The sequence below is a fragment of the Streptomyces sp. NPDC058000 genome (assembly GCF_042886435.1).
Taxonomy (GTDB): domain Bacteria; phylum Actinomycetota; class Actinomycetes; order Streptomycetales; family Streptomycetaceae; genus Streptomyces.
This window is the reverse complement of sequence record NZ_JBHVQS010000013.1, coordinates 1-19166: the sequence shown is the minus strand read 5'-3', so window position 1 is coordinate 19166 and position 19166 is coordinate 1. Positions and strand designations below refer to the sequence as shown.

Genomic DNA, 19166 nt, shown 5'->3' with positions numbered 1-19166 from the left:
CCGCACCGCCGCCACAAGGAGGCCGACATGCACAGGCTCATCGCCGTGCCGACCGTGCTGCTCGCCCTGGCCGCCGCCGGCTGCGGGACCGGCGACGGCGCCGGGGACGCACCGGCCACCTCGTCCGCGTCCGACCCGGCCGCGGCCCCTGACGGCACCCCGGCCCCGCAGGACTCCCCCACCATCCCGGGCCAGCCGGTGAGCTGCGGCGAGATCGCCGGCGTACTGGGGCAGGCGCACGGTGTCGCACTGTTCGCGGACCCCGGCGCCGCCGGCACGGTGGGCTGCACGGAGGCGCGGGCGGTGATGAAGGAGTTCTTCCTACGGGCACCGCCGCAGTCGGGCGGCCCGCCGGGAGCGCTGGCCGTACGGGGCTGGTCCTGTCAGTACGACGGCGGCCCGACCGGCACCTGGGTCACCGAGTGCCGCCGGGGCGAGCGCGCGATGCACACCGAGGACACCGGTCAGGGCGCCGGCCCCAGCGGCCCGCCGGGCGCGTCCGAGATGCCGGGCCTGCCCGACGAGTCCTCGCTCCCGATGGGACAACCGTCGACCACCGAGCTGTAGGCCCGGCCGCCGCGGCAGGTCCTAGCCGGCCGCCTCCGCCATGCCCTGGAACCACGTCGGGCCGGCCTCCAGCGCCTTCTTGATCCGGCTCAGCGCGTAGTCGTCCAGCGCCGGGAGGGCGTCCACCGGGAACCAGTCGACCTCCAGCGACTCGTCGTCGTTGACCCGCGCCGTGCCGCCGACCGCCCGGCAGCGCAACGTCACGTCCATGAACTGGCACACGTCGCCGTTGGGGTAGTGGGTCGGCGGCATGGTCTCGACGAGGACCACGCCCTCGGGGACGACGTGCACCGCGGTCTCCTCGTACACCTCGCGGACCGCGGTCTCGGCGGGCTGCTCACCGGGCTCGGGGATACCGCCGATCACCGACCAACCGCCGGTGTCCGCCCGCTTGCCCAGCAGCACCCGGCCCGCGTCGTCGAACACGACCGCGCTCACCCCGGGCAGCCACAGCCGCTTCGTGCCGATGTCGGTCCGGAGGTCACGGATGAATTCGGGGATCGCCATGCCCCGACCCTACGGGACCGGACGAACGGAGCCCCGTCGTGCGGCGACGTGCCGGAAGGGGGCGGCCCCCACGGCCCTCGACGGGTCCCGTGCACCGCCTCGGGGTGCCGCCGCGCTACGCCGTCGAGGCCGGGCGGCGCAGCCGGAGCCGCTCGCGGACGCAGCGCACCGCGCCCTCGGCATCGTCGACGGTGACGGTGAAGGTGCGCCCGTCGCCGAGCCGCAGCACCATCGCCTCACCACGGCGGACGACCACGGCCGTGCCCTGCTCGGGGCGCCAGCGGTAGCCCCAACCGCCCCAGTGGCGCGGGGTGACCCGGGGCGCGAAGTCGGCGCCGACGACCGTGTCCAGGGGGATCCGGCGGCGCGGTACTCCTATGTGGCCGCACCGCACCTCCAAGGCGTCCTCGTCGACCCGGACCGCGACGTGGACGAAGGCGAGGGTGCCGAAGAGCACCAGCAGACCGGCCGCGACACAGCCGACCACGGCCATCACCAGGGGTGCCAGGCCGGAGGTCCAGGTGCTGTTGACGGCCAGGTCGATGCCCAGCGCCAGACAGGCCGCGCCCGCGGCTGCCAGCAGCCACTGGACGCGGTTGGACGCACTGCCGTGCCAGACCTCGGGAATCTCCGCATGGGAGCCGCCGGCCGGACGGGCACCGGCCGGAACGCCGTCCGTACTGCCGTGCTGATCGGGGGCTGCGGCCCCCTCGTGGGGGTGGTCCCTCATGAGACGCAGCGTACGCGCCTTCGCACGCTGGGGCAGTGCGCCGGAGCACCGCGGTGCTCCGGCCGACGGGTCAGGCGGTGCGCGGTGCGGCCGGAACGGCGCCGGCGAGCAGCCGGCCCTCCTCGTAGGCCAGGACCACCTCGGGCAGGGAGCCCGGGCGGCCGCTCAGGAGCATGCCGAGGGTGCCGGTGGGGGCGGCCGCGGGGGCCGGTTCGGCGCCGATCCGGCGGAGTGCCTGAGCGGCGACCGCCTCGGCGGAGCCGTGCAGCACCAGGGGCGGAGTGCCGGGCTGCTGGAGGGCGGCGCGGATCCGTTCGGCGACCAGTTCGTAGTGGGTGCAGCCCAGGACGACGGAGCGGATGTCCCGCGGGGTGTTCTGCGCGGCGGCGGCCACCGCGGCGTCGATCGCGGCGTCGTCGGCCTGCTCTACGGCGTCGGCGAGGCCCGGGCAGGGCACTCCGGTGACCGTGACGCCCTGGGCGAAGCGGGCGATCAGGTCCTTCTGGTACGGGCTGCCGGTGGTGGCGGGGGTGGCCCAGATGGCGACCGGGCCGCCGCCGGCCGCGGCGGGCTTGATCGCCGGGACGGTGCCGATGACCGGGATGTCCGGTTCCAGTGCGGCGCGGAGCGCGGGCAGCGCGTGCACCGAGGCGGTGTTGCAGGCGACGATCAGCGCGTCCGGGCGGTGCGCGGCGGCGGCGCGGGCCACGGCCAGGGCGTGCGCGGTGACGTCGTCGGGGGTGCGCGGGCCCCACGGCAGGCCGTCGGGGTCGGTGGAGAGGACCAGATCCGCGTCGGGCCGCAGGCGCCGTACCGCGGCGGCCGCCGGGAGCAGGCCCGTTCCGGAATCCATCAGCGCGATCTTCACCCGGACACTTTACTCAACGGTCCGTCCCGCTTGTCATACCGGGCCGGGAAGGAGCCGGAATGGGCGGGCGCCGCGACGGCCCCGTTCCGCTGCCGGCCGGAGCGCGTGTCGGGTCCCGGTACGCGGCGGCCCCGGTCGGGCAGACTGCGGCCGTGGAAGCGATGGAGTGGATCGGTGCCGGGTCGCTGCTGGCCTGGCTGTGGCTGCTGCTGGGACAGGGCTTCTTCTGGCGGACCGACGTACGGCTGCCGGCCCGCCGGGATCCGGACCGCTGGCCGTCGGTGGCGGTGGTGGTGCCGGCGCGGGACGAGGCAACGGTGCTGCCCGCGAGCCTTCCGACGCTGCTGGCGCAGAAGTACCCGGGCCGGGCCGAGGTCTTCCTGATCGACGACGGAAGCACGGACGGGACCGGCGCGCTCGCCCGCGAGCTGGCGGCCGCCGGCGGCGGACTGCCGCTGACCGTCGCCTCGCCCGGTGAGCCGGAGCCGGGCTGGACCGGGAAGCTGTGGGCGGTGCGGCACGGCATGGCGCTGGCGCGGGAGCGCACCGCCCCGGAGTACCTGCTGCTGACCGACGCCGACATCGCGCACGAGCCGGACAGCCTGCGGGAGTTGGTGGCCGCGGCCCGTTCCGCTGGGCTGGACCTGGTGTCGCAGATGGCCCGGCTGCGGGTGGCGACCTTCTGGGAGCGGCTGATCGTGCCGGCCTTCGTGTACTTCTTCGGGCAGCTCTACCCGTTCCGGTGGGTCAACCGACGCGGCACCCGGACCGCGGCGGCCGCCGGCGGGTGCGTCCTGCTGCGGCGGGAGGCGGCGGAGCGGGCGGGCGTCCCGGAGGCGATCCGGCAGGCGGTGATCGACGACGTGTCGCTGGCGCGGGCCGTGCAGGGGTCCGGCGGGACCGTCTGGCTGGGGCTGGCGGACCGGGTGACCAGCGTGCGCCCGTACCCGCGGCTGGCAGAGCTGTGGCGGATGGTGTCCCGCAGCGCCTACGCGCAACTGCGGCACCAACCGCTGCTCCTCCTGGGCACGGTCCTCGGGCTGGCGCTGGTCTATCTGGCGCCGCCGGCCGCCCTGTCGGCCGGGCTCGCGGCCGGCGACCCCTTGGCGGCGGCGCTGGGCGGCGCGGCCTGGGCGGTGATGTGCGGAACGTACCTGCCGATGCTGCGCTACTACCGGCAGCCGCCGTGGGCGGCACCGCTGCTCCCGTTCACCGCGCTGCTCTACCTCCTGATGACCGTGGACTCGGCCGTGCAGCACTACCGGGGACGCGGCGCCGCGTGGAAGGGCCGTACCTACGGCGCGCCCTGAGCGCTCACTTGCTGGCCGGGGACCAGTTCAGGCCCCAGCCGTAGGCGTGGTCGACGGTGCGCTGGGCGCTGACGCCGGGCGCGGGGACGAGGTAGCGGGCCTCGCGTTGGACGACGAGTTCGCCGCCGGTGTGGGTGATCAGGGCCAGTGCGCCGCGGGCGCCCAGCGCCTCCATCGCCTTGCGGCCGATCTTCTTGGTGAAGCGCTTGCCGGTGCCGCCCGCGCTCCAGTTGAGGTTGACCCGCATCGCTCCGGAGGTGCCGCCCTGTTTCGTCAACGAAACGGCCGGGGCGTCCTTCGTCAGGGTGACTTTCGTCAGCCGGACGGGACCGGGCGCGGGCGCCGGCGCGCCGCGCCCGGGCGGGGGCGGAATTGACGCCACCGGTTGACCGGTCGGCAACGGCGGCGCGGGGTCGGCCGGCGGTGCCGGGGCGGCCGGGGGCTCGTCCGCCACGCTGATGCCGAAGTCCGTGGCCAGCCCCGCGAGCCCGGTGGCGTACCCCTGCCCCACCGCGCGGAACTTCCAGCCGCCCTGCCGGCGGTAGAGCTCGCCGAGCACGAAGGCGGTCTCGGTGGTGGCGTCCTGGCTGTCGAAACGAGCCAGCTCGGCGCCGCTGACGGCGTCCAGCACCCGTACGAACAGGCCCGGTACGCCGCCGAAGCTGCCGCCGTCGGCGGACGCGGCCAGGACCACGCTGTCGACGGCGGGCTCGACGGCGCCGAGGTCGACGTGGAGGGTGTCGGTCATCGTCCCGCCGGCCGGCCGCTTGCCCTCGTGGCGCACCGCGCCGGAGGCGTGCACCGGTTGGTTGTAGAAGACGAAGTCGGCGTCGTCGCGGACCCTTCCGGACAGCAGGAGCAGCGCGGAGGCGTCCACGTCGGGCGCCCCGGGGGCCGGCTGCCAGCCCAGCTCCACCCGGACCGTCGGCGCCGGAACCGGGACGTTGCCGCCCTTGAGCATCGACATCGCCGCACCTTCCTGTCGTCCCTGTCGTCGTGGAGTGCTCATGCCCCCGTCAGCGGTGGCCGCCACCAACCTACTTGGCCGGGAACGCCCCGAAAGCCCACTGTTCATCTGCGGGAAGCGCGGTCTTTACACGATCCCTACGGGCGATCGCGACCGATTTTCACAAGTTCGCTCACTTTGGGGACCCGGGGCCGCTCCGAACCGGTAAAACAACCCTCTTGTCGGGCTCCCCATTCGACACATCGTGGGCTTAACTTATGAGGCATGACCTCCCCCCGCTCCACTTACAGCGGCGGCTATTACGCATCGCCCTCCTTCCCGGACACCCCCATCTACGACAGCCTCGTCGCAGAGCGGGGTACTCCGCAGATCGCCCCGATCAGGGTGAACCCGTCGCCCTGGGACACCGGTTCCTCCTCGCTGCCGGCGCTGCCCTCGGCACTGCCCGCATTGCCCGCGGCGCCGTCCGCGGGCGGCGGGTATCCGGGGGCCGCGGCGCAGCCGGTCGCCCCGTTGCAGCACACCCCGGCCCCGTACATCCCGCAGCAGGCCGGGAACCGCGGCTACCAGACCCCGCAGCAGCACCAGCGCCCGGCACCGGGCACGGGGTACGAGTCGATGCGTCCGGCCGGCCCGGTCGCACCACGGCCCGCCTCGCCGTTCGACGACCCTGGGTACGGCCGCCAGTATCCGCGCGGGTACTGATCCGGCCGTTCGATCGGACGCCTGGAGCGGCTGACAGGATGGGACCATGCCCACACCACAGGTCCAGTCGCTCCACGTCTATCCGGTCAAGGCCCTTGCGGGGCCCGGTCCCGGCGAGGCGGCCGTCGAGCCATGGGGGCTCGCCGGGGACCGACGGTGGCTGGTGGTCGATGCCGAGGGCCGGCAGATCACCCAACGCCAGCAGCCGAGGCTGGCGTTGGCCCGGGCCGAGGAGCTGCCCGGCGGCGGCCTGCGGCTGACCGCCCCCGGGATGCCGGCGCTGGTGGTCGAGGTGCCCGAGCCGGTGGGCACGATCCCGGTCGAGGTCTTCAGCGACGTGGTCGAGGCGGTGCCCGCGGGCCCGGAAGCGGCCACGTGGTGGCACGGCTATCTGGGCTTCGCGTGCCGCCTGGTGCACATGGACGCCCCCGAGAAGCGCCGCCCCGTGAACCCGCGGTACAGCGAGCCCGGGGACACGGTCAGCTTCGCCGACGGTTTTCCGCTGCTGCTGACCACCACCTCGTCGCTCGACGCCCTCAACTCCCTCATCGCACAGGGCGACCATGCCGATGAGGGTCCCCTCCCGATGAACCGTTTCCGGCCCAATGTGGTGATCGACGGCACCGCGCCCTGGGCGGAGGACGACTGGCGGCGGGTGCGGATCGGCGAGGTGGAATTCCACGTGGCCAAGCCCAGTGGCCGCTGCGTGGTGACCACCACCGACCAGCGCACCGCGGCGCGCGGCAAGGAGCCGCTGCGGACGCTCGCCCGCCACCGCCGCTTCGGTGACGGGCTGCTCTTCGGCCAGAATCTGATCCCCCGCGGGGCGGGCACACTCCGCGTCGGCGACCCGTTCGAGATACTCGACTGACGGCCGTACGCGACCGCCGCCGCCCTCATTGCGGGTCGGTCGGCGGCTGCCTACAGTGAGCGCACAGCGCCGCCGAAGGGACGGGCCGCGGGGGGAGACAGAGAGCTGTTGTGCCGATGCCTGCCAGGGACGCGTTGAGCGAGCGCCTCATTCCCATTCAACGCCTGCGCCCCGGGGACCACGCCTTCGTGAGCTACGGCGACGACGAGGTGCGGTGGGAGGCCATCACGGCCTTCGTCCGGCTCGGGCTGGCCCGCGGTGAGAAGGTACTGGTCCTGCCGTGCCCGGACGTGCCGGAGGAAGAGGTACTGGCCAGGATCGACTTCCCCAGTCGCAGCACGGTCCGGGCGCGCCAACGCGGCCAGCTGAGGGTCACCAGCATGCAGGAACTGATCCGGCCGGACGCCGCGTTCACCGCCGCCCGGCAGATGGGGCAGCTGCACGCGGCGATCGACCGGGCGACGGCCGAGGGGTACACCGGGTTGCGGGCGTTCATCGACATGGGTTGGGTGGCCGCGCTCGGCGCCGACGTGGCGGTGATGGCCCGGCGCGAGACCGGTGCCCACGCGCTGTTCGCCGGGCGGCCGTACACCGAGGTCTGCGCGTACGACCGCCGGCGGTTCGACCGGGCGGTGGTGACCGCGATGGAGCAGGCGCATCCGCGCGTCGCGCTGGAGCGGCTGGGCAGTTTGCGGACGGTGCGCGGGCCGGACGAGGTGGTGTCTTTCGTCGGTGAGGCGGACACCGCCAATCAGGCCGGGTTCGTCCGGTCGCTGGAGATCGCACTGGCCCGGACGGCGGCGGCCCGACGACTCACCGTGGACCTGACCCGGCTGCACTTCCTTTCGGTGGGCTGTGCGGTAGCTCTGCTCACCCTGGTCCGGGGCGCCACGGGCCACGATCTGGTCGAGGTGCGCTGCGACCGCGGGCAGCACCGGATGCTGCGCCGGCTGGGCGCCGATGCGGTGCCGCGGCTGGCGCCGAGGGAGGTGGTACGGCCGTGCTGAACCCGGAACCGGCCGGTCACGGTCAGGCGAAGGTGCCGGCGGAGGAGCCCGGACGCCGACTGCTGCAGCGGCGCTTCACCGCGCGGCTGCTGCCGCAACTGCGGCTGTTGGTCGAGGAGTGCGCCGCCCGCGAGGGGCTGAACGAGCCGCGGCGCGGGGAGTTCGTACTGGCGGTGGACGAGATCGCGGGGAACGCCGTGGAGCACGCCGGCGGCTCGGGGCGCCTGGTACTCCAGCGGGTGGGCGACGAGTTGGAGTGCCGGATCAGTGACGCCGGCCCCGGCTTCAGCGAGGCGGTGATCCCGGAGCTGCTGCCGGGACTGGACGGGGCACCCAAGGGGCGGGGGCTGTGGCTGGCGCGGCTGGTGGCGGACCGGTTCGCGGTCGCCCCGGGCACCGACCCGGCAGGCCCGCGGGGCGCGGTGGTGACGGTGGCGGTCCGGCTGCCCTGACGGCACCGTCGTACGGAGCGGTATCCGGTCGAGTGCCCGAGGCGTCGCAAGCTTCCCGAAATGCCGCCAACCGATCCCGGAGGCACGGTTGTTCGGTGCCGGTGGGGTCGGCTGGGGCGGGAGGTGCCCGGCCGCCGGCGGCACCCGCGGCGTGATGTTGCTCTCGCTTCCCGGAACACGCGCATGGACACCCCGCCATGCGGTATGCACGGACCACGAGAGGGGGCACGATGCGGGCGATCGCGGGCATCTGGCACTGGCGGCACAATCCGCTCCGACGCCGGACCGACCGGTGGGAAGCATGGCTGGCGCTGGCCGCCGCCCTGCTGATCGCCGTCGGGGCGCCCTGCGCCGGCTGGTTCACCGGCCGGGCCGCGCACGGCGCCCTCCTGGAGGCCGTACGGCTCCAGCGGCAACAACGCCACGTGGTGTGGGCGACCGTGGACCGGCCGGCGGCCGCCACTCCGGCCGACCCCAACCCCGAGTCGGCCGCACAGCACGATGTGCACCTACGGGTGATCGCCCACTGGCCGGGGCCGGGCGGCGGCCGGCGGACCGGGGAGGTGACCGCGCCGCGCCCGGTGGAAGCCGGCGACCGGTTCCGCATGTGGGCCGACGAGCAGGGGCGGGCGGCGACCCGGCCGATGGACGAGGGCACCGCGGCGACGCACGCGGTGCTGGCCGGGCTGGGCTCCGCGGCGGCGGCCGGCGGGCTCGTCGAGGGCGGCCGGCGGCTGGCCGTCCGGCAGCTGATGGCACGTCGGTTCCGCCGCTGGGACGCGGCCTGGGCCCGCGCCGGACAGGACTGGGGCCGGGCCGACGCCGGGAGTTGAGGAGCGGCTGATCAGGCGGCGGACCGTGTCAACTGCCGCCCGTCGGGCGCGCTACGGTGGTGCATCCAGCCTCTCGGCTGGTGCCCCGCAGACCTCAAAGCGGACATCCGTGGACGGACGACTGCCGGGGCGACATCCGCCGCACGAAGTGGGGACACGAGACCGCCATGGCAGAGGGTTCGGTCCAGGCCGAGCCTACACCCTGGCAAGCTCCATTTCCGCAGGTCAGCAACGGGAAGCCCCGCCCATGCGCCGGGAGAGGCGCACGGACGGGGCCTGTCCACTTGGCCACAGGGCCGTCAGCGGTTTACTCCCCGTCGCCCCCCCTGTGGGGCGGGGTCGCGGGGTGCTTCCGGGGGCATGGGGCCGCCGTCGTGCTTCCCGCCGTCGTTCTCGGCGACGACCACCAGGTCCGCCGGGTGCCGGAACGGGATGCCGCGCCAGCCTTCAGCGTCGGGCGTGCGCGTCTCGTACGTCTCGACTGCTACAGCGCTCATCTATCAACCTCCTCTTTCGTGAGGGGCCGTGCCGCCGTACCGTCGAAGGCATGGCCCGAAGGTCCGCAGGTTTCTGCGGTTGGGTCACCCGCCCCGGCTGCTCGACTGTCCAGGTTTCCGCCGCCGGGGCGGGAGTCTCATGTGCCGGTTATCTGGGCGCAGGCGTGGCAGACCCATATGCCGGGTGCTTCTTCCGTCATCGGGTGTCCGTGTCGGCAGAGCACCTACTGACGCCCCTTGGCCCGGCAGGTTTCGCACGGGTGGGGGCATGCTGGTACCGGTTGGCCTCGGGGAATCGCGGTGGTGCCGGAGCGGCCCCACAGGGGGCTGCTGGTCGTGGCCGGCGTGTCGTTACGGCCGGCAGGCACGGGGCTGGTCACACCGTCTCCCGGTGTCCGTCGCGGTGGTTCCGGATTCCGCGGGCGGCGTTGCAGGCGGTCGTCCAGTCGCCGGCCTTCGCCGCCTGGTCCCGTTTCGCGGCTCGCGTGGCGCAGGGAGCGCAGCCGGGGGCGGGTGTTCCTTCCAGGAGCCAGGAGTCCAGGGTCAGTTCGACGGGTTCAGCGCTGTACCGGCTCGGGGTCGTCATGCCATCTCCGCGGTTGCCTCGATTCGTGTCGGATTAGTCAACGACGGTGGGCTGTAGGGGCTCAACGAGTGTGCCGGAACTTGCCCGCGATCACTCCAGAGCGTCAATCGCCCGCGCGATGAGTGCGCGTGCGCCTGCTCCGTATTCGGCCTGTTGTGCAAGGCGGGCGAACGTATCTGAGTACAGGTTGAGTTCGTGCTTTTGCACGACGGTTAGGTGTGCCGAGACAAGTTCGACGTTGGCTTGTGCGTCGTCGAATAGGAAGAACCCTTCAACGGGCCACAGGGCCGAGCGGTCAGCAGCCAAGGGGATGATCCCGAGGCTTACGGAGGGCAGCGTCGCGACCGTGAGCAGGTGGCCGAGCTGGCCCGCCATCGTTTCTTCTCCTCCGATGCGGTACCGAAGCGCGGCCTCTTCCAAGATGATCGCGAACCTGTGGTTGCCCTGGTGAACGATGCGTTGTTTATCAACGCGGACGCGCACGGCTTCCTCCACGTCATCGACGAGCTTGCGTCGATCGCGGATGGAGGTCAGGAGCGCTCGAATGTATGCCTCGGTTTGCACGGGGCCAGGGATGAGCCACGAGGAGTAAATGCGATAGCGGAGTGTGCGCTCCCAGATGGGTAGTACGGACTCCTGTGCGCGACAAAGGCCCGACTGTTCGAGTTGGCGCCACTCGACGTACATCCCATCGATGCCGTGTGCCGTGTCGATGAGTTCGTTGGCAAGGTGTGGGACTCCGCAGTGTTCTGCGTAGGTGCGGATGTCACCAAAGGATGGGGGCCTGGAGCCGCGTTCGAGGTTTGAGCACTTGGACTCATGCCAGCCTGCGAGCGTGGCCAGCGCCCGCGCGGTGAGTCCGGAGTTTTTCCGTATCTCGCGCAGGCGCCGGCCGAAGGAAATGCGTGCCTCCTTGACTGCGGAGGAGGTAGGTGGAGTGGACACTGTTGGAGGTCTACCCGGTGCTAGGCCAACCGGTACTCAGCGTGGGGGATGGTCTTCTCCCACACTGCTTCGAAGGCGGAAGCGAGGAACGAGACCAGATGTGGGTCCTCGCTGTACTCGTGATGTAGCGAGTCGCCGTTGCCGTCGAAGTGGTTGACCAGTGCCGTCTTGTCGTCGAAGACCCAGTAGTCGTTGCCCGGCAGTGCCAGGGACGTTGCTTCGCGGCGGGGCAGCCACCCCACCATCTCCCCCGCGTTGATGTTCAGTCCTTCGGTGACCGAGTGCTCGAACCGAATGTAGTCGGACACGGGTTCGGAGACGATGCGGGCTCGGCGGACGGAGACGCCTCGCTCCGTGGCCTGCTTTACCGTGTCCAGCCAGTCGCGCCACCGTTCGGCCGGGTCGATGACCTTATCTGCGGCCCAGTCGATGAAGGCCGGGTCTGACCGCATGTAGCCGTCCCGCATCTCCAGATGAACCGCCGACCGTCGGCAGCTCCCGAACAGCGCTTCAAACGTCGGAGCCTCCGCCATCCTTCACCTCCAAGAAGAACTGCACCATGCGACGAGGGATCTCAACTACCGTCTCATGACTGGGGATTTCCATTTCCGAGAGACGCTCCGGTTCCCGGACTTTGAGCCCCTGCACCAGGTAGGTGTCCTTCTCGTCGTCGAGGTAGATCGTCGGCGAACCTCCGCTGGGGCTTTCCGGGTCTTTGCCGAGCTTGAGCAGAGCCATGCTGTCCTCCTCGTTGGAGCTGACGGCCTCTGTGGCCGAGCTTGCCGCGTCCTGCCCTCAGGCAACAGGAACTTGCCCGAACTTGCCTGCATATCGAGGGACCGCTCCCTTGCCGGCATCTCACATGGCGGGGGGCCTCGTGGACAAAGCCACCGGCAAGGAAGCGGTGATTGTGGTGGGGCCGCCCTACCCGACTCCCCAGTTCTCAGCGGGGCGGCCCCTGTGCTCCGCGCATCCCGCACGTGACTGATGAGGATGCGCGGAGCGGTTCCCGGCTGCCGAGCCGGACCCGTCCGGGTGCCGCTCACTTCACCCGGACGGGGCTTGTGGGGTATCGGCGCTAGCCGATTGGGACGCCTTGCAGCAATTCGATGCCACCGCCGGCGTTCAGCGTCCGCAGGGCGGACAGGATGCGCGCGGCTGTGTGCGGCTGGGTATGGACGGCGATCTGGTCTGGAGGGACGAAGCCGTGAGCGTCGAACTCGTCGTCCTTCAGGAGGAAATGGGTACTCACAGGGAGTTCGCCGCAGTCGAAGACGAGGTTGTGCCCCTCCACGGTCTTGGGGCTGGCTGGCATCCGGTGCACGGCCAGGACGAGGCCAGGAACGGCCAACAGGCCGGTCTCCTCGTGCACCTTGCGGCGGAGTGCTGCCGTGGGTGACTCGTTGCCGATGGCGCAGCCGCCGGGGAGGCACCACGGCTGGTGCTCCCGGTTGTGCTTCCGCAGCAGCAGAGGGAAGCCGGCGGCGTTGCGGAAGAGCGCCAACGCCCCGATGCGGCGGCCGTCGGGGTCGGTGAACTGGTCTCTGTTCATGCTGCGGCGACCTCCAGCTCTTGGTCTTCGAAGTCCTGGCGTTCGACGGGGGTCGCAGGCGTGCACCAAGAGGTGAGGGCATCCCATGGGGCGTGGTGCGGCCTGGTGAGGACAAGGCAGTCCCCGTTGATGGCGGCGATCCGGCCTACGCGTCCTCGTGTGGCGTCGTAAACGATCTCCCGAACGGCAAGGTCATGGGTCATTCCTGCGGTGGTAGGGCCCGCCCCGGCTGACGTGTGCACCGAGGTGCCGGGGCAGGGAAGGTGGGCCGCCCAGGCCCGGGCGGGGGTGGGCCTGGGCGGCGTGGAGGTCGGACTGCCGGACGCAGGCCCGGTCAGTCGGACCCCGTGCTCCCCTTCGACTCCGGCGGTAGGAGACCGGGAGCCCATGGGCTGGGGTGATGGGCTCAACCGCGGGGAGCGCGCCCGGCGCTCGTACAAGCGCCGGGAGTTGGTGGTCAGGCGGCCGATGGGGAACTGCCGGCTACCCGACGAGGGCGGTAGCCGCCAGAGCGGCCGGCGGCCACTCCTCGCGGTTCGTGCCACTTGTCGAGCTGCGCGGCCATCCACTGCTCGCCGGGGTGATCGTGGGCCCGGTTCAGCCGCGCTATGGACCAGCCGGCGCGGTACAGCCGGATCACACTGTCTCGCTCCGCGAGTACAGCGGCCCGCACCATGTCCATCTCGTTGCGCGAGCGCTTCATGGGTAACTCCTGCGGTGCTTACCGGATGTGCTGGCCGTCCATGCCCGCGCGGCGTCCCACGTCGCGGCCACCCACCGGAACGGCCTCCGTTTCGTCGGCCCCGGGGGGTGAACGATCAGAGTCGCGCCGTGGATGTCGCAACGGAACGCGTGGTCGCCAAGGGGTTCCATGTCGTGCCAGGCGAACGGGCAAGGGGGCCACGCCCGCCGACGCCAGGGCCAGGACGGCCGGGGCAGCAACCGCAGCCGCGGGGCCCATGGACGCAATGGAGGACGACAGTCCCGCCACCGCCGGGATGCTGGAGGCGGCCGTGGACAACTTGCCCAACGTCCCTACCAGGGACAGCACCTTGCGGCCGGCGCCGCCGGAGCTGTGCCCCACGTTGGATACGTCCCGGGCCAGCGTGGCCAGCCGGTCCCGGTCCGCTTCGACGCGGTCCGGGATCGTCATCGGCGGCCGGATGCGCGCCAGTTCCCGGCGCAGCCTGGCTATCTCGCGTTCGGAGACCTCCAGACGGACGCCGAGGCCGGCGTTCGCTCCCTGAAGGCGTTCACGGAGTCGGGAACGGAACTCGGACAGGTCCGGGTCCACGTTCACGCGGACCCGAGCGCGGACCCGCACCAACTTGGCGTTCAACCTCTCCCGGAACCCGTCCAGGTCCGGGACGGCCTGGACCTGGACGCGGGCCCGCCGCTCGATGCGGTCAAGGTAGCGCTGGAGGCTGACGGCGAAGTTCGACGTGTCGGGAAGGACACGGATCGAAAGGCGCCCTACCTCGCGGTCTCCGGGGCCGGCCATGAATTACCCCCTGGTGCAATGGGCTTGGCCAAGGGGTGCGTGGACAGGTCAAGGCGTGGCCGCTCGTGCTTGTCCGCCTTGACCTGTGGAACGGGAACGGGAACCGGTTCCCGTTTGAGTCGCCCGCCGGAGACGCGGACGTTGTTGGCGTCGGCGAAGCGCACGGCGTCCAACAGGGCAGCCAGCAGATGCGTTTGCACCGTCCAACCGCGATGTTCGGCCCCGCCGGCCAGCGAAGCGGCCAGGGCGGAGCCTGGGGGCAGATGCTCGGTGAGCTGCCAGGCCCGGCGGGGTGTAAGCGCGCCCCTCCACAGGTCGGCCAGGTCCAGGCCGTAGAACCGCTGGAGGTCCGCCCGCAGCGCCCCGCCGTGGCCCTGGACTATCAGTTCTCCGAGCGCGGAGCTTCCCCCACCTGGGTCTCCTCCTGCCACTCACCGACGGTGCGGACGAACACAGCCAGCGGCCAGTCCTCCATCTCCGCCTTCAGCGCGGCCGGGGCGTCGGCCACCAGGAGGAGCAGGTCACGAATCGCCGGGACCAGCTCCTCCAGCTCCTTCGACCCGGTCTCACCGAAGCGCGCCAGGATGGCGCGGGCGGCCTTCAGGCCGTCGTCGGGAAGCATGAGGATGTTGCGGAGATGAACCGTTTCGCCGGCCCGTGTCTCCATCGGCAGAGCGGTGTACTCCGCCGCAGCATCCGCCATCATCTCCGCGCAAGAAAGTGCCAAGGGTCATCCCCACAAGTCGTGTTGGTGGTCCCAGGAATGAGTCCTTCGCCCGGAGGGACCGGCCAGGCGGAAGAGGCCCGCGAACCCGTCGGCAGACGGGTTCGCTAGTCGCCGCTGTGCGGCGGAGGCGGGGGCGTCGGAGCCGCGACCTGGGCCCACTCACCAATGGCGCCGCCCAGCTTCCCGGAGCCCAGGAACGTGCCCTTGATCGGGAAGAACACGAAGTCGTCCGACGACATGCCCACCGCGTCGGAGCCCAAGAGGGAGACACGCGGGTGGTACAGCGGCAGATAGCTGGTGCCGTCCACCAGGACCACCAGGAGCGCTTTGGTCTGCGGCGTCGGCGTAGCCGGGATGCGGAACCACTTGTCAGCCTGGACGGCCGCCGGGCCCGCGCCGAAGTAGAGCTGGTAGGTCAGGGCTGTGGCCTGGATGGACTGGAACGTGATGCTGTACGTCACGTCCGGCGTCGTCGCGCGGAGCTTGGCGTTCTGCCAGCTCCCTTTGATCTCCGGGTCGTCGCCGTCCCGACCGAACTCCGGCAGGGCGTCAAGCTTGGTGTGCCCGACGTTCTCCCACCCGCTCCCTGGGTTGGTCGGGTCGGCAAAGTCGGTCGGCTTCACGGTGTCGGGGTCAGCGATGAAGATATAGCCGCCAGCCGGGACGATGGCGGCGTTGTCGATCAGAGCCAAACTGTTTCTCCAGGGGTAGGTCAGAGGGGCCGCGCGGTCACGCGGTAGGTGGCCTGGAACCGGAACAGGTGCGGGCAGGGCTGCGGTTGACCCACGCGGATCTCCGCCGGCCCCGACACGTCCTCGAACCGGATCAGGTAACCGTCGGCACCGCGGAATTGCGCTCTGCACGCCTCTGCAAGGGCGACCCGGGCCGTGCGGGCCAGGCGGGACGCGTCGCGCCGGTCGGGTGCCGCGCACTGCACGTCGATCAGGGCCATGTCGATACCGAGAGGGTTCGAGGAGCCGCCGAGCACCCGGCGAGCCACGATCAGCGGGAGCCGGTCGGCCCAGTCGTCGGGCCACAGCACGCGGACCGTGGCGCCGCTCAGTCCGGCGCGGAGCGCGTCGGTCACCAGGGCGTCCATGTCGGGTAGTACTGGTCTCATAGGCCCGCCTCAATGGCGTGGATGCCGGACACCCACGTCAGGCCGTCACGGGCCCAATGCCCGTAGTTGATCGCGTACACTGCCGGATCCTCCAAGGTCACCGTGGAGTCCGTCCGGTTGGTGCGGACCTTGGTGTGGGCGGCCAACGCCCCGATGTGCCGGTGGGCCTCGACCACGGCGAGAACCCGGTCCGCCCGATGGTCCAGTTCGTCCGCCACGGTGTCACGCACGCCGCGCATGTGGGCCACGATGCTGTCCAGGTTGGGCTTCACCTCTGCCACGTCATCCCCGCTTCCGGATCGTCGCCACGTCGTGGGCCAGGCGCTGGCTCCCGCCGAACCGCTGAGGTTCGCCGACCACGGCCCAGACCTGACCGGCCCACTCGACGCGGGACCAGGGGCCGGCCGGCAGGGACCGGGCGTACACGCGGTACTCCGTGCCGGTCAGGTAGCCGGCCTCTCCGCTCTCGTCGGCGGTCGCCGGAAGAACGCGAGCCCGGATCGTCACCGGGGCGCCGGGGCCCGGCTTCGTGCCGCCGTACCCGTCGTCCACGTCCACCGTGGGGTAGACCGTGACCAGGTCCGGTCCGGAGTCCAGGAGGCTCACAGCGAACCCCCAAGGGACTCCACGGGCATCGCGAACACGCCGGAGGCCCCGACGGTCGCCCGGATCATCCGCGCTTCGCTATCGGTCAGGCCGACCCCGATCGGGAGTGACGCGGGAAGCTGGTACTGGTAGGCGCCTTGCAGCTCCGACCGGTACCCCTCCGGGTTGCGGACCCGCCGCTCCGCAGCCGCCAGGGTGATGGCCACCGCGACGGCCGGGGCCCTGCCCGGGTCGGGCCAGGCATCCCCGTACGCCCGCACGAGAGCGGAGGCGTCCGCTAGAGCCGCCTCCGCCTGCGCCCGATCCTCCCCGACCAGCTCACGGCCCAGACGCTGTTCCAGGGCCGCCACGTCCGCCAGGGGCTTCACACGGCCCCCTACTTGTCGGCCGGGGGCTTCGTCGCGGTGGGCATGTCCAGCTTCACCGCGCGTACCAGGCGCTTGGTGGGGTTCTTGCCTCCGCCCACCGGGTCCGTCATGACGTTGAACCCGGCAAACAGGTTCACGATGGAGCGGTCGCGCAGCTTGGCTGCGTCGTAGTCGCGCACCCAGCGCATGGCCAGGCCGTTGTAAGACTGGCTGGAGCCGCTGGTGACACCGGCTGGAATGGCCGGTGCGCGGGTGGCCAGGACGAACGCGGACGGGACGAACGCGTACGCAGCGCGCGGGTTGATCGCGTTGGAGGTCACGAGGTTGAAGCCGGCCAGGTTGCCGACCATGGCCTGTCGGAGTGCCGAGTCCGAACCGGACTTGGACACGTCGTTCAGGCGCCCGGACTTCAGCAGCGCGGTTCCCACGTCGGCGCCGATCAGGAGCGTCCGGTCGTTGGTCGGCACCTCGTTCTTGTTGAGGGCCGCGCGGGCGTCGATGAAGGCAGGGAACGGGTCCTTCTCATCAACCACGATGGTCGGGAAGCTATAGGTCGCGGTCTCGATCATGTTGGCCACACCCGCGTCAATGGCCTTGGCCACGGCGTTGACTTGGGGCTGGAGAACCTGGGAACCGAAATCCCGGATATCCAGGGTCAGCTCCTCGTCCGTGACCGCCACCGCGGAATAGATGTCCTTGTTGAGGTGGACGGTGATGGAGTCCTCCACCAGCTCGTCCAGGACGATGTCCTCCGACCGGTCGTTTCGCCAGTCGTACTCACGGGCGTTGAGCTGGGCCGGAATCCGGACCGTGACCGAGTCGGCCTTGGCTCCGGTGAAGTCGAACCCGGCGTTCGACCAGACCAGGTTGGAGAGGACCAGCTCTCGTTCCAGGAGCCCAAGGGCCGTGGCCGCGATGGTCTCCGACTTCAGAAATGCGTGTGCCATGTGCTCCGCTCAGGGCTGGGCCCCGGGCTAGCACGCAGCGCAGCCAAGGGCTTTGTACAGGAACCCTTGGTTTTGGTGTTGCTTGAAGGCCCAAGAACATGAGGTGGTGTTCCTGGGGAAGTTTGGGGTGTGTGGTACCAGCGTCAGAGCCTCAAGCATCGAGCAAGGAAGCGATAGATCGTTTCAGCACCACCCACAAAGAGGACCTTGGGCCTATCGACTCATAGCCGGGGAAAGTTGTCGCCAGATTAGCCAACTGTCGTACAACGAGGAGTAGTTAATGCGCCGCATCGCTTCTGTCATCGTCGGGACCGTGGCACTCTTCGGGGTCCTCGCCACGCCGGCCCAAGCATCGACTGGCCCCCTCGCCGATCACGCTTTCGCTCTCGTCGGCCATGTGTGGGGCGTCGTCGCTCCGTCAAGCCTCACGCACAGCGCGGCGGACGCGGCCCTCGAAGCCAGCAGGTGACGACGAGGGCCCTATAAGCCGTCTATCGGCGGGCGCGCGGAATGCTCGCTGCCAGCTCTCCCGGATCGCTGGGAGCCGGCGTGGTCGACGGGTCCAGGCCGCCCCGGCCCACCCCGTTGGCCCGGCTGTGGAACAGCTCTGCCAGGGCCTTGGCGTCCGCCTCTCGGGCGTCCTCGTCGGCCCCGGTGATCCGGGCGGCCAGGGCGTTCGGCAGGTGGTAGCGGCGCGCCAGGCGCTCCCGGTGCAGTTCCGTCTCCAGCTCCGTGGCCCGGTCCGCCACGGCCTGGAACTCCTCCGGCGAACGAGCCGCCTTCAGGGACTCCGCCGTCTCCCGCGCCTTGGTGCGGTAGCGGGCGGCTTCCGCCCGTACTGCCTTCAGCTCCGCGCGGAGCGCGTCGGCGTCCAGCTCCTGGCCGTCGCCCTGCTCCTCCGGCCGAGCCGGCTCCTCGGGGCCGTTCGCGGCCTCGGTCGGGGCCTGTCCATCGTCGGCCGGAACGTCGGCCGACTCAGAGGTGGTGGGGGTGGTCTCCATGCGGAACCTCCCCTCGGTGTTGTCAGGATTCGATGTGCAGTCCGGCCCCAGGTGCCCCGGCCGGACAGTTAGGTGAAGCAACGGGGCCTGATTGGGTTAACTGCCTTACGTGAACGGATCGAAGGACATCCACCAGGGGACGTTCCCAGCACGTAGTTCCGCTTCGACCCTTGGAGATTTCCATGCGCATTCGCACTGCAATTGCTGCCGCAGCCCTGGTCACGACAGCCGTACTCCACGGAGCAGGCGCGGCTGCTGCCGTTTCGCACACCGCTCCCTCGACCCATTCCAAGCAGGTCATCTCTGCGGATGACGACGACGATGACGACGAGATGGGCCAGGGTGACGAAGACTGAGCACGCCTGAGGGGTGAACGGCCAGTTCATGTGCCTGGCTAGTGCCCCCTAGGCAGTGTCTGATGGCTCTTTGACGAGATCACGGAGCCAGATCACGATGGCTGCGGTGGTCAGGGTGCCGTGGAAGATGTAGTCGCGTTTGT

The 19166-nt window shown here is 71.0% G+C and carries 29 protein-coding genes; 8 read left to right on the top strand and 21 right to left on the bottom strand.

Going from position 1 to position 19166, the window contains the following annotated elements; genetic code table 11:
• Window positions 1-27: 27 nt before the first annotated feature.
• Window positions 28-567 carry a hypothetical protein gene (locus tag ACFVT2_RS16085; RefSeq protein WP_390017563.1) on the top strand — a complete coding sequence of 180 codons (540 nt, stop codon included), beginning with the start codon at window positions 28-30 and terminating at the stop codon, window positions 565-567.
• 21 nt (window positions 568-588) lie between these two features.
• Here ACFVT2_RS16085 and ACFVT2_RS16080 read toward each other — a convergent pair whose 3' ends face one another.
• The 3 genes from ACFVT2_RS16080 to ACFVT2_RS16070 form a co-directional block, all read right to left on the bottom strand.
• Window positions 589-1074 (bottom strand): NUDIX domain-containing protein, encoded by a 486-nt coding sequence (locus ACFVT2_RS16080; RefSeq protein ID WP_390017560.1) that lies wholly within the window; start codon window positions 1072-1074, stop codon window positions 589-591.
• A gap of 115 nt (window positions 1075-1189) precedes the next feature.
• Complete coding sequence (locus ACFVT2_RS16075) at window positions 1190-1804, bottom strand: hypothetical protein (RefSeq protein WP_390017557.1); 615 nt, start codon at window positions 1802-1804, stop codon at window positions 1190-1192.
• Between the two features lie 70 nt (window positions 1805-1874).
• Window positions 1875-2672, bottom strand: coding sequence for a glutamate racemase (locus ACFVT2_RS16070; protein ID WP_390017554.1), 798 nt, complete (start codon window positions 2670-2672; stop codon window positions 1875-1877).
• A 161-nt stretch (window positions 2673-2833) separates the two neighbouring features.
• On the opposite strand from ACFVT2_RS16070, the gene ACFVT2_RS16065 reads away from it, so the two are divergent.
• Window positions 2834-3982, top strand: coding sequence for a glycosyltransferase (locus tag ACFVT2_RS16065; RefSeq protein ID WP_390017837.1), 1149 nt, complete (start codon window positions 2834-2836; stop codon window positions 3980-3982).
• Window positions 3983-3986: 4 nt separating this feature from the next.
• Here ACFVT2_RS16065 and ACFVT2_RS16060 read toward each other — a convergent pair whose 3' ends face one another.
• Window positions 3987-4949 (bottom strand): TerD family protein, encoded by a 963-nt coding sequence (locus tag ACFVT2_RS16060; protein WP_390017551.1) that lies wholly within the window; start codon window positions 4947-4949, stop codon window positions 3987-3989.
• A gap of 264 nt (window positions 4950-5213) precedes the next feature.
• On the opposite strand from ACFVT2_RS16060, the gene ACFVT2_RS16055 reads away from it, so the two are divergent.
• The 5 genes from ACFVT2_RS16055 to ACFVT2_RS16035 all read left to right on the top strand — a co-directional run bounded on the left by ACFVT2_RS16055 (window position 5214) and on the right by ACFVT2_RS16035 (window position 8817).
• Complete coding sequence (locus tag ACFVT2_RS16055) at window positions 5214-5654, top strand: DUF6643 family protein (RefSeq protein ID WP_390017548.1); 441 nt, start codon at window positions 5214-5216, stop codon at window positions 5652-5654.
• Between the two features lie 46 nt (window positions 5655-5700).
• The gene (locus tag ACFVT2_RS16050) at window positions 5701-6525 is read left to right on the top strand and encodes an MOSC domain-containing protein (RefSeq protein ID WP_390017545.1); all 825 of its coding nucleotides are present in this window, start codon (window positions 5701-5703) and stop codon (window positions 6523-6525) included.
• Between the two features lie 116 nt (window positions 6526-6641).
• Window positions 6642-7532, top strand: coding sequence for an MEDS domain-containing protein (locus ACFVT2_RS16045; protein WP_390017542.1), 891 nt, complete (start codon window positions 6642-6644; stop codon window positions 7530-7532).
• Complete coding sequence (locus ACFVT2_RS16040; RefSeq protein ID WP_362298106.1) at window positions 7526-7984, top strand: ATP-binding protein; 459 nt, start codon at window positions 7526-7528, stop codon at window positions 7982-7984. Before ACFVT2_RS16045 ends, ACFVT2_RS16040 begins: the two co-directional genes overlap by 7 nt.
• 230 nt (window positions 7985-8214) lie before the next feature.
• Window positions 8215-8817: a hypothetical protein gene (locus ACFVT2_RS16035; protein WP_390017540.1), complete on the top strand. Its 603-nt coding sequence runs from the start codon at window positions 8215-8217 to the stop codon at window positions 8815-8817.
• A 299-nt stretch (window positions 8818-9116) separates the two neighbouring features.
• On the opposite strand, the gene ACFVT2_RS16030 is transcribed toward ACFVT2_RS16035, so the two are convergent.
• The 17 genes from ACFVT2_RS16030 to ACFVT2_RS15950 form a co-directional block, all read right to left on the bottom strand.
• Entirely contained in the window at window positions 9117-9314 is a 198-nt protein-coding gene (locus tag ACFVT2_RS16030; RefSeq protein WP_390017537.1) for a hypothetical protein, read from the bottom strand.
• A gap of 376 nt (window positions 9315-9690) precedes the next feature.
• Window positions 9691-9900 carry a hypothetical protein gene (locus ACFVT2_RS16025; RefSeq protein WP_390017535.1) on the bottom strand — a complete coding sequence of 70 codons (210 nt, stop codon included), beginning with the start codon at window positions 9898-9900 and terminating at the stop codon, window positions 9691-9693.
• A gap of 90 nt (window positions 9901-9990) precedes the next feature.
• A complete protein-coding gene (locus ACFVT2_RS16020) occupies window positions 9991-10845 on the bottom strand; it encodes a helix-turn-helix domain-containing protein (protein WP_390017532.1) in 855 nt (284 codons plus the stop codon).
• 20 nt (window positions 10846-10865) lie between these two features.
• Window positions 10866-11378 carry a DUF6879 family protein gene (locus ACFVT2_RS16015; RefSeq protein ID WP_390017529.1) on the bottom strand — a complete coding sequence of 171 codons (513 nt, stop codon included), beginning with the start codon at window positions 11376-11378 and terminating at the stop codon, window positions 10866-10868.
• Entirely contained in the window at window positions 11356-11583 is a 228-nt protein-coding gene (locus ACFVT2_RS16010; protein WP_390017527.1) for a hypothetical protein, read from the bottom strand. The genes ACFVT2_RS16015 and ACFVT2_RS16010 overlap by 23 nt, the downstream gene beginning before the upstream one ends.
• 340 nt (window positions 11584-11923) lie before the next feature.
• On the bottom strand, window positions 11924-12397 hold the full coding sequence (locus tag ACFVT2_RS16005) for an NUDIX domain-containing protein (protein WP_390017524.1): 474 nt from the start codon (window positions 12395-12397) through the stop codon (window positions 11924-11926).
• A gap of 457 nt (window positions 12398-12854) precedes the next feature.
• Window positions 12855-13100 (bottom strand): hypothetical protein, encoded by a 246-nt coding sequence (locus tag ACFVT2_RS16000; RefSeq protein ID WP_390017521.1) that lies wholly within the window; start codon window positions 13098-13100, stop codon window positions 12855-12857.
• A gap of 18 nt (window positions 13101-13118) precedes the next feature.
• Window positions 13119-13898: a hypothetical protein gene (locus ACFVT2_RS15995; RefSeq protein ID WP_390017518.1), complete on the bottom strand. Its 780-nt coding sequence runs from the start codon at window positions 13896-13898 to the stop codon at window positions 13119-13121.
• Complete coding sequence (locus ACFVT2_RS15990) at window positions 13871-14329, bottom strand: hypothetical protein (protein ID WP_390017516.1); 459 nt, start codon at window positions 14327-14329, stop codon at window positions 13871-13873. The genes ACFVT2_RS15995 and ACFVT2_RS15990 overlap by 28 nt, the downstream gene beginning before the upstream one ends.
• Window positions 14281-14625: a phage tail assembly protein gene (locus ACFVT2_RS15985; protein ID WP_390017513.1), complete on the bottom strand. Its 345-nt coding sequence runs from the start codon at window positions 14623-14625 to the stop codon at window positions 14281-14283. The genes ACFVT2_RS15990 and ACFVT2_RS15985 overlap by 49 nt, the downstream gene beginning before the upstream one ends.
• A 104-nt stretch (window positions 14626-14729) precedes the next feature.
• Window positions 14730-15317, bottom strand: coding sequence for a hypothetical protein (locus tag ACFVT2_RS15980; RefSeq protein ID WP_390017511.1), 588 nt, complete (start codon window positions 15315-15317; stop codon window positions 14730-14732).
• Window positions 15318-15337: 20 nt separating this feature from the next.
• Window positions 15338-15745: a hypothetical protein gene (locus ACFVT2_RS15975; RefSeq protein WP_390017509.1), complete on the bottom strand. Its 408-nt coding sequence runs from the start codon at window positions 15743-15745 to the stop codon at window positions 15338-15340.
• Complete coding sequence (locus tag ACFVT2_RS15970; protein WP_390017506.1) at window positions 15742-16026, bottom strand: DUF5403 family protein; 285 nt, start codon at window positions 16024-16026, stop codon at window positions 15742-15744. Before ACFVT2_RS15970 ends, ACFVT2_RS15975 begins: the two co-directional genes overlap by 4 nt.
• Window position 16027: 1 nt before the next feature.
• Entirely contained in the window at window positions 16028-16351 is a 324-nt protein-coding gene (locus tag ACFVT2_RS15965) for a hypothetical protein (protein ID WP_390017503.1), read from the bottom strand.
• The gene (locus tag ACFVT2_RS15960) at window positions 16348-16719 is read right to left on the bottom strand and encodes a hypothetical protein (protein ID WP_390017500.1); all 372 of its coding nucleotides are present in this window, start codon (window positions 16717-16719) and stop codon (window positions 16348-16350) included. Before ACFVT2_RS15960 ends, ACFVT2_RS15965 begins: the two co-directional genes overlap by 4 nt.
• A gap of 8 nt (window positions 16720-16727) precedes the next feature.
• A complete protein-coding gene (locus tag ACFVT2_RS15955) occupies window positions 16728-17666 on the bottom strand; it encodes a P22 phage major capsid protein family protein (protein WP_390017497.1) in 939 nt (312 codons plus the stop codon).
• 491 nt (window positions 17667-18157) lie between these two features.
• Window positions 18158-18667: a hypothetical protein gene (locus tag ACFVT2_RS15950; protein WP_390017495.1), complete on the bottom strand. Its 510-nt coding sequence runs from the start codon at window positions 18665-18667 to the stop codon at window positions 18158-18160.
• A gap of 182 nt (window positions 18668-18849) precedes the next feature.
• Between ACFVT2_RS15950 and ACFVT2_RS15945 the strand changes: the two genes are divergently transcribed.
• Window positions 18850-19023, top strand: a complete 174-nt coding sequence (locus tag ACFVT2_RS15945; protein WP_390017492.1) for a hypothetical protein — start codon at window positions 18850-18852, stop codon at window positions 19021-19023.
• Window positions 19024-19166 lie beyond the last annotated feature (143 nt).

Coding starts and splice junctions, on each gene's coding strand:
- ACFVT2_RS16035 (WP_390017540.1), top strand. CDS start 8,215: ATGCGGGCGATCGCGGGCATCTGGCACTGGCGGCACAATCCGCTCCGA.
- ACFVT2_RS16085 (WP_390017563.1), top strand. CDS start 28: ATGCACAGGCTCATCGCCGTGCCGACCGTGCTGCTCGCCCTGGCCGCC.
- ACFVT2_RS15950 (WP_390017495.1), bottom strand. CDS start 18,667: ATGGAGACCACCCCCACCACCTCTGAGTCGGCCGACGTTCCGGCCGAC.
- ACFVT2_RS16075 (WP_390017557.1), bottom strand. CDS start 1,804: ATGAGGGACCACCCCCACGAGGGGGCCGCAGCCCCCGATCAGCACGGC.
- ACFVT2_RS16065 (WP_390017837.1), top strand. CDS start 2,834: ATGGAGTGGATCGGTGCCGGGTCGCTGCTGGCCTGGCTGTGGCTGCTG.
- ACFVT2_RS15955 (WP_390017497.1), bottom strand. CDS start 17,666: ATGGCACACGCATTTCTGAAGTCGGAGACCATCGCGGCCACGGCCCTT.
- ACFVT2_RS16050 (WP_390017545.1), top strand. CDS start 5,701: ATGCCCACACCACAGGTCCAGTCGCTCCACGTCTATCCGGTCAAGGCC.
- ACFVT2_RS16000 (WP_390017521.1), bottom strand. CDS start 13,100: ATGAAGCGCTCGCGCAACGAGATGGACATGGTGCGGGCCGCTGTACTC.
- ACFVT2_RS16030 (WP_390017537.1), bottom strand. CDS start 9,314: ATGAGCGCTGTAGCAGTCGAGACGTACGAGACGCGCACGCCCGACGCT.
- ACFVT2_RS15975 (WP_390017509.1), bottom strand. CDS start 15,745: ATGAGACCAGTACTACCCGACATGGACGCCCTGGTGACCGACGCGCTC.
- ACFVT2_RS16045 (WP_390017542.1), top strand. CDS start 6,642: ATGCCTGCCAGGGACGCGTTGAGCGAGCGCCTCATTCCCATTCAACGC.
- ACFVT2_RS16005 (WP_390017524.1), bottom strand. CDS start 12,397: ATGAACAGAGACCAGTTCACCGACCCCGACGGCCGCCGCATCGGGGCG.
- ACFVT2_RS16015 (WP_390017529.1), bottom strand. CDS start 11,378: ATGGCGGAGGCTCCGACGTTTGAAGCGCTGTTCGGGAGCTGCCGACGG.
- ACFVT2_RS15945 (WP_390017492.1), top strand. CDS start 18,850: ATGCGCATTCGCACTGCAATTGCTGCCGCAGCCCTGGTCACGACAGCC.
- ACFVT2_RS16025 (WP_390017535.1), bottom strand. CDS start 9,900: ATGACGACCCCGAGCCGGTACAGCGCTGAACCCGTCGAACTGACCCTG.
- ACFVT2_RS15995 (WP_390017518.1), bottom strand. CDS start 13,898: ATGGCCGGCCCCGGAGACCGCGAGGTAGGGCGCCTTTCGATCCGTGTC.
- ACFVT2_RS16010 (WP_390017527.1), bottom strand. CDS start 11,583: ATGGCTCTGCTCAAGCTCGGCAAAGACCCGGAAAGCCCCAGCGGAGGT.
- ACFVT2_RS16080 (WP_390017560.1), bottom strand. CDS start 1,074: ATGGCGATCCCCGAATTCATCCGTGACCTCCGGACCGACATCGGCACG.
- ACFVT2_RS16055 (WP_390017548.1), top strand. CDS start 5,214: ATGACCTCCCCCCGCTCCACTTACAGCGGCGGCTATTACGCATCGCCC.
- ACFVT2_RS16060 (WP_390017551.1), bottom strand. CDS start 4,949: ATGTCGATGCTCAAGGGCGGCAACGTCCCGGTTCCGGCGCCGACGGTC.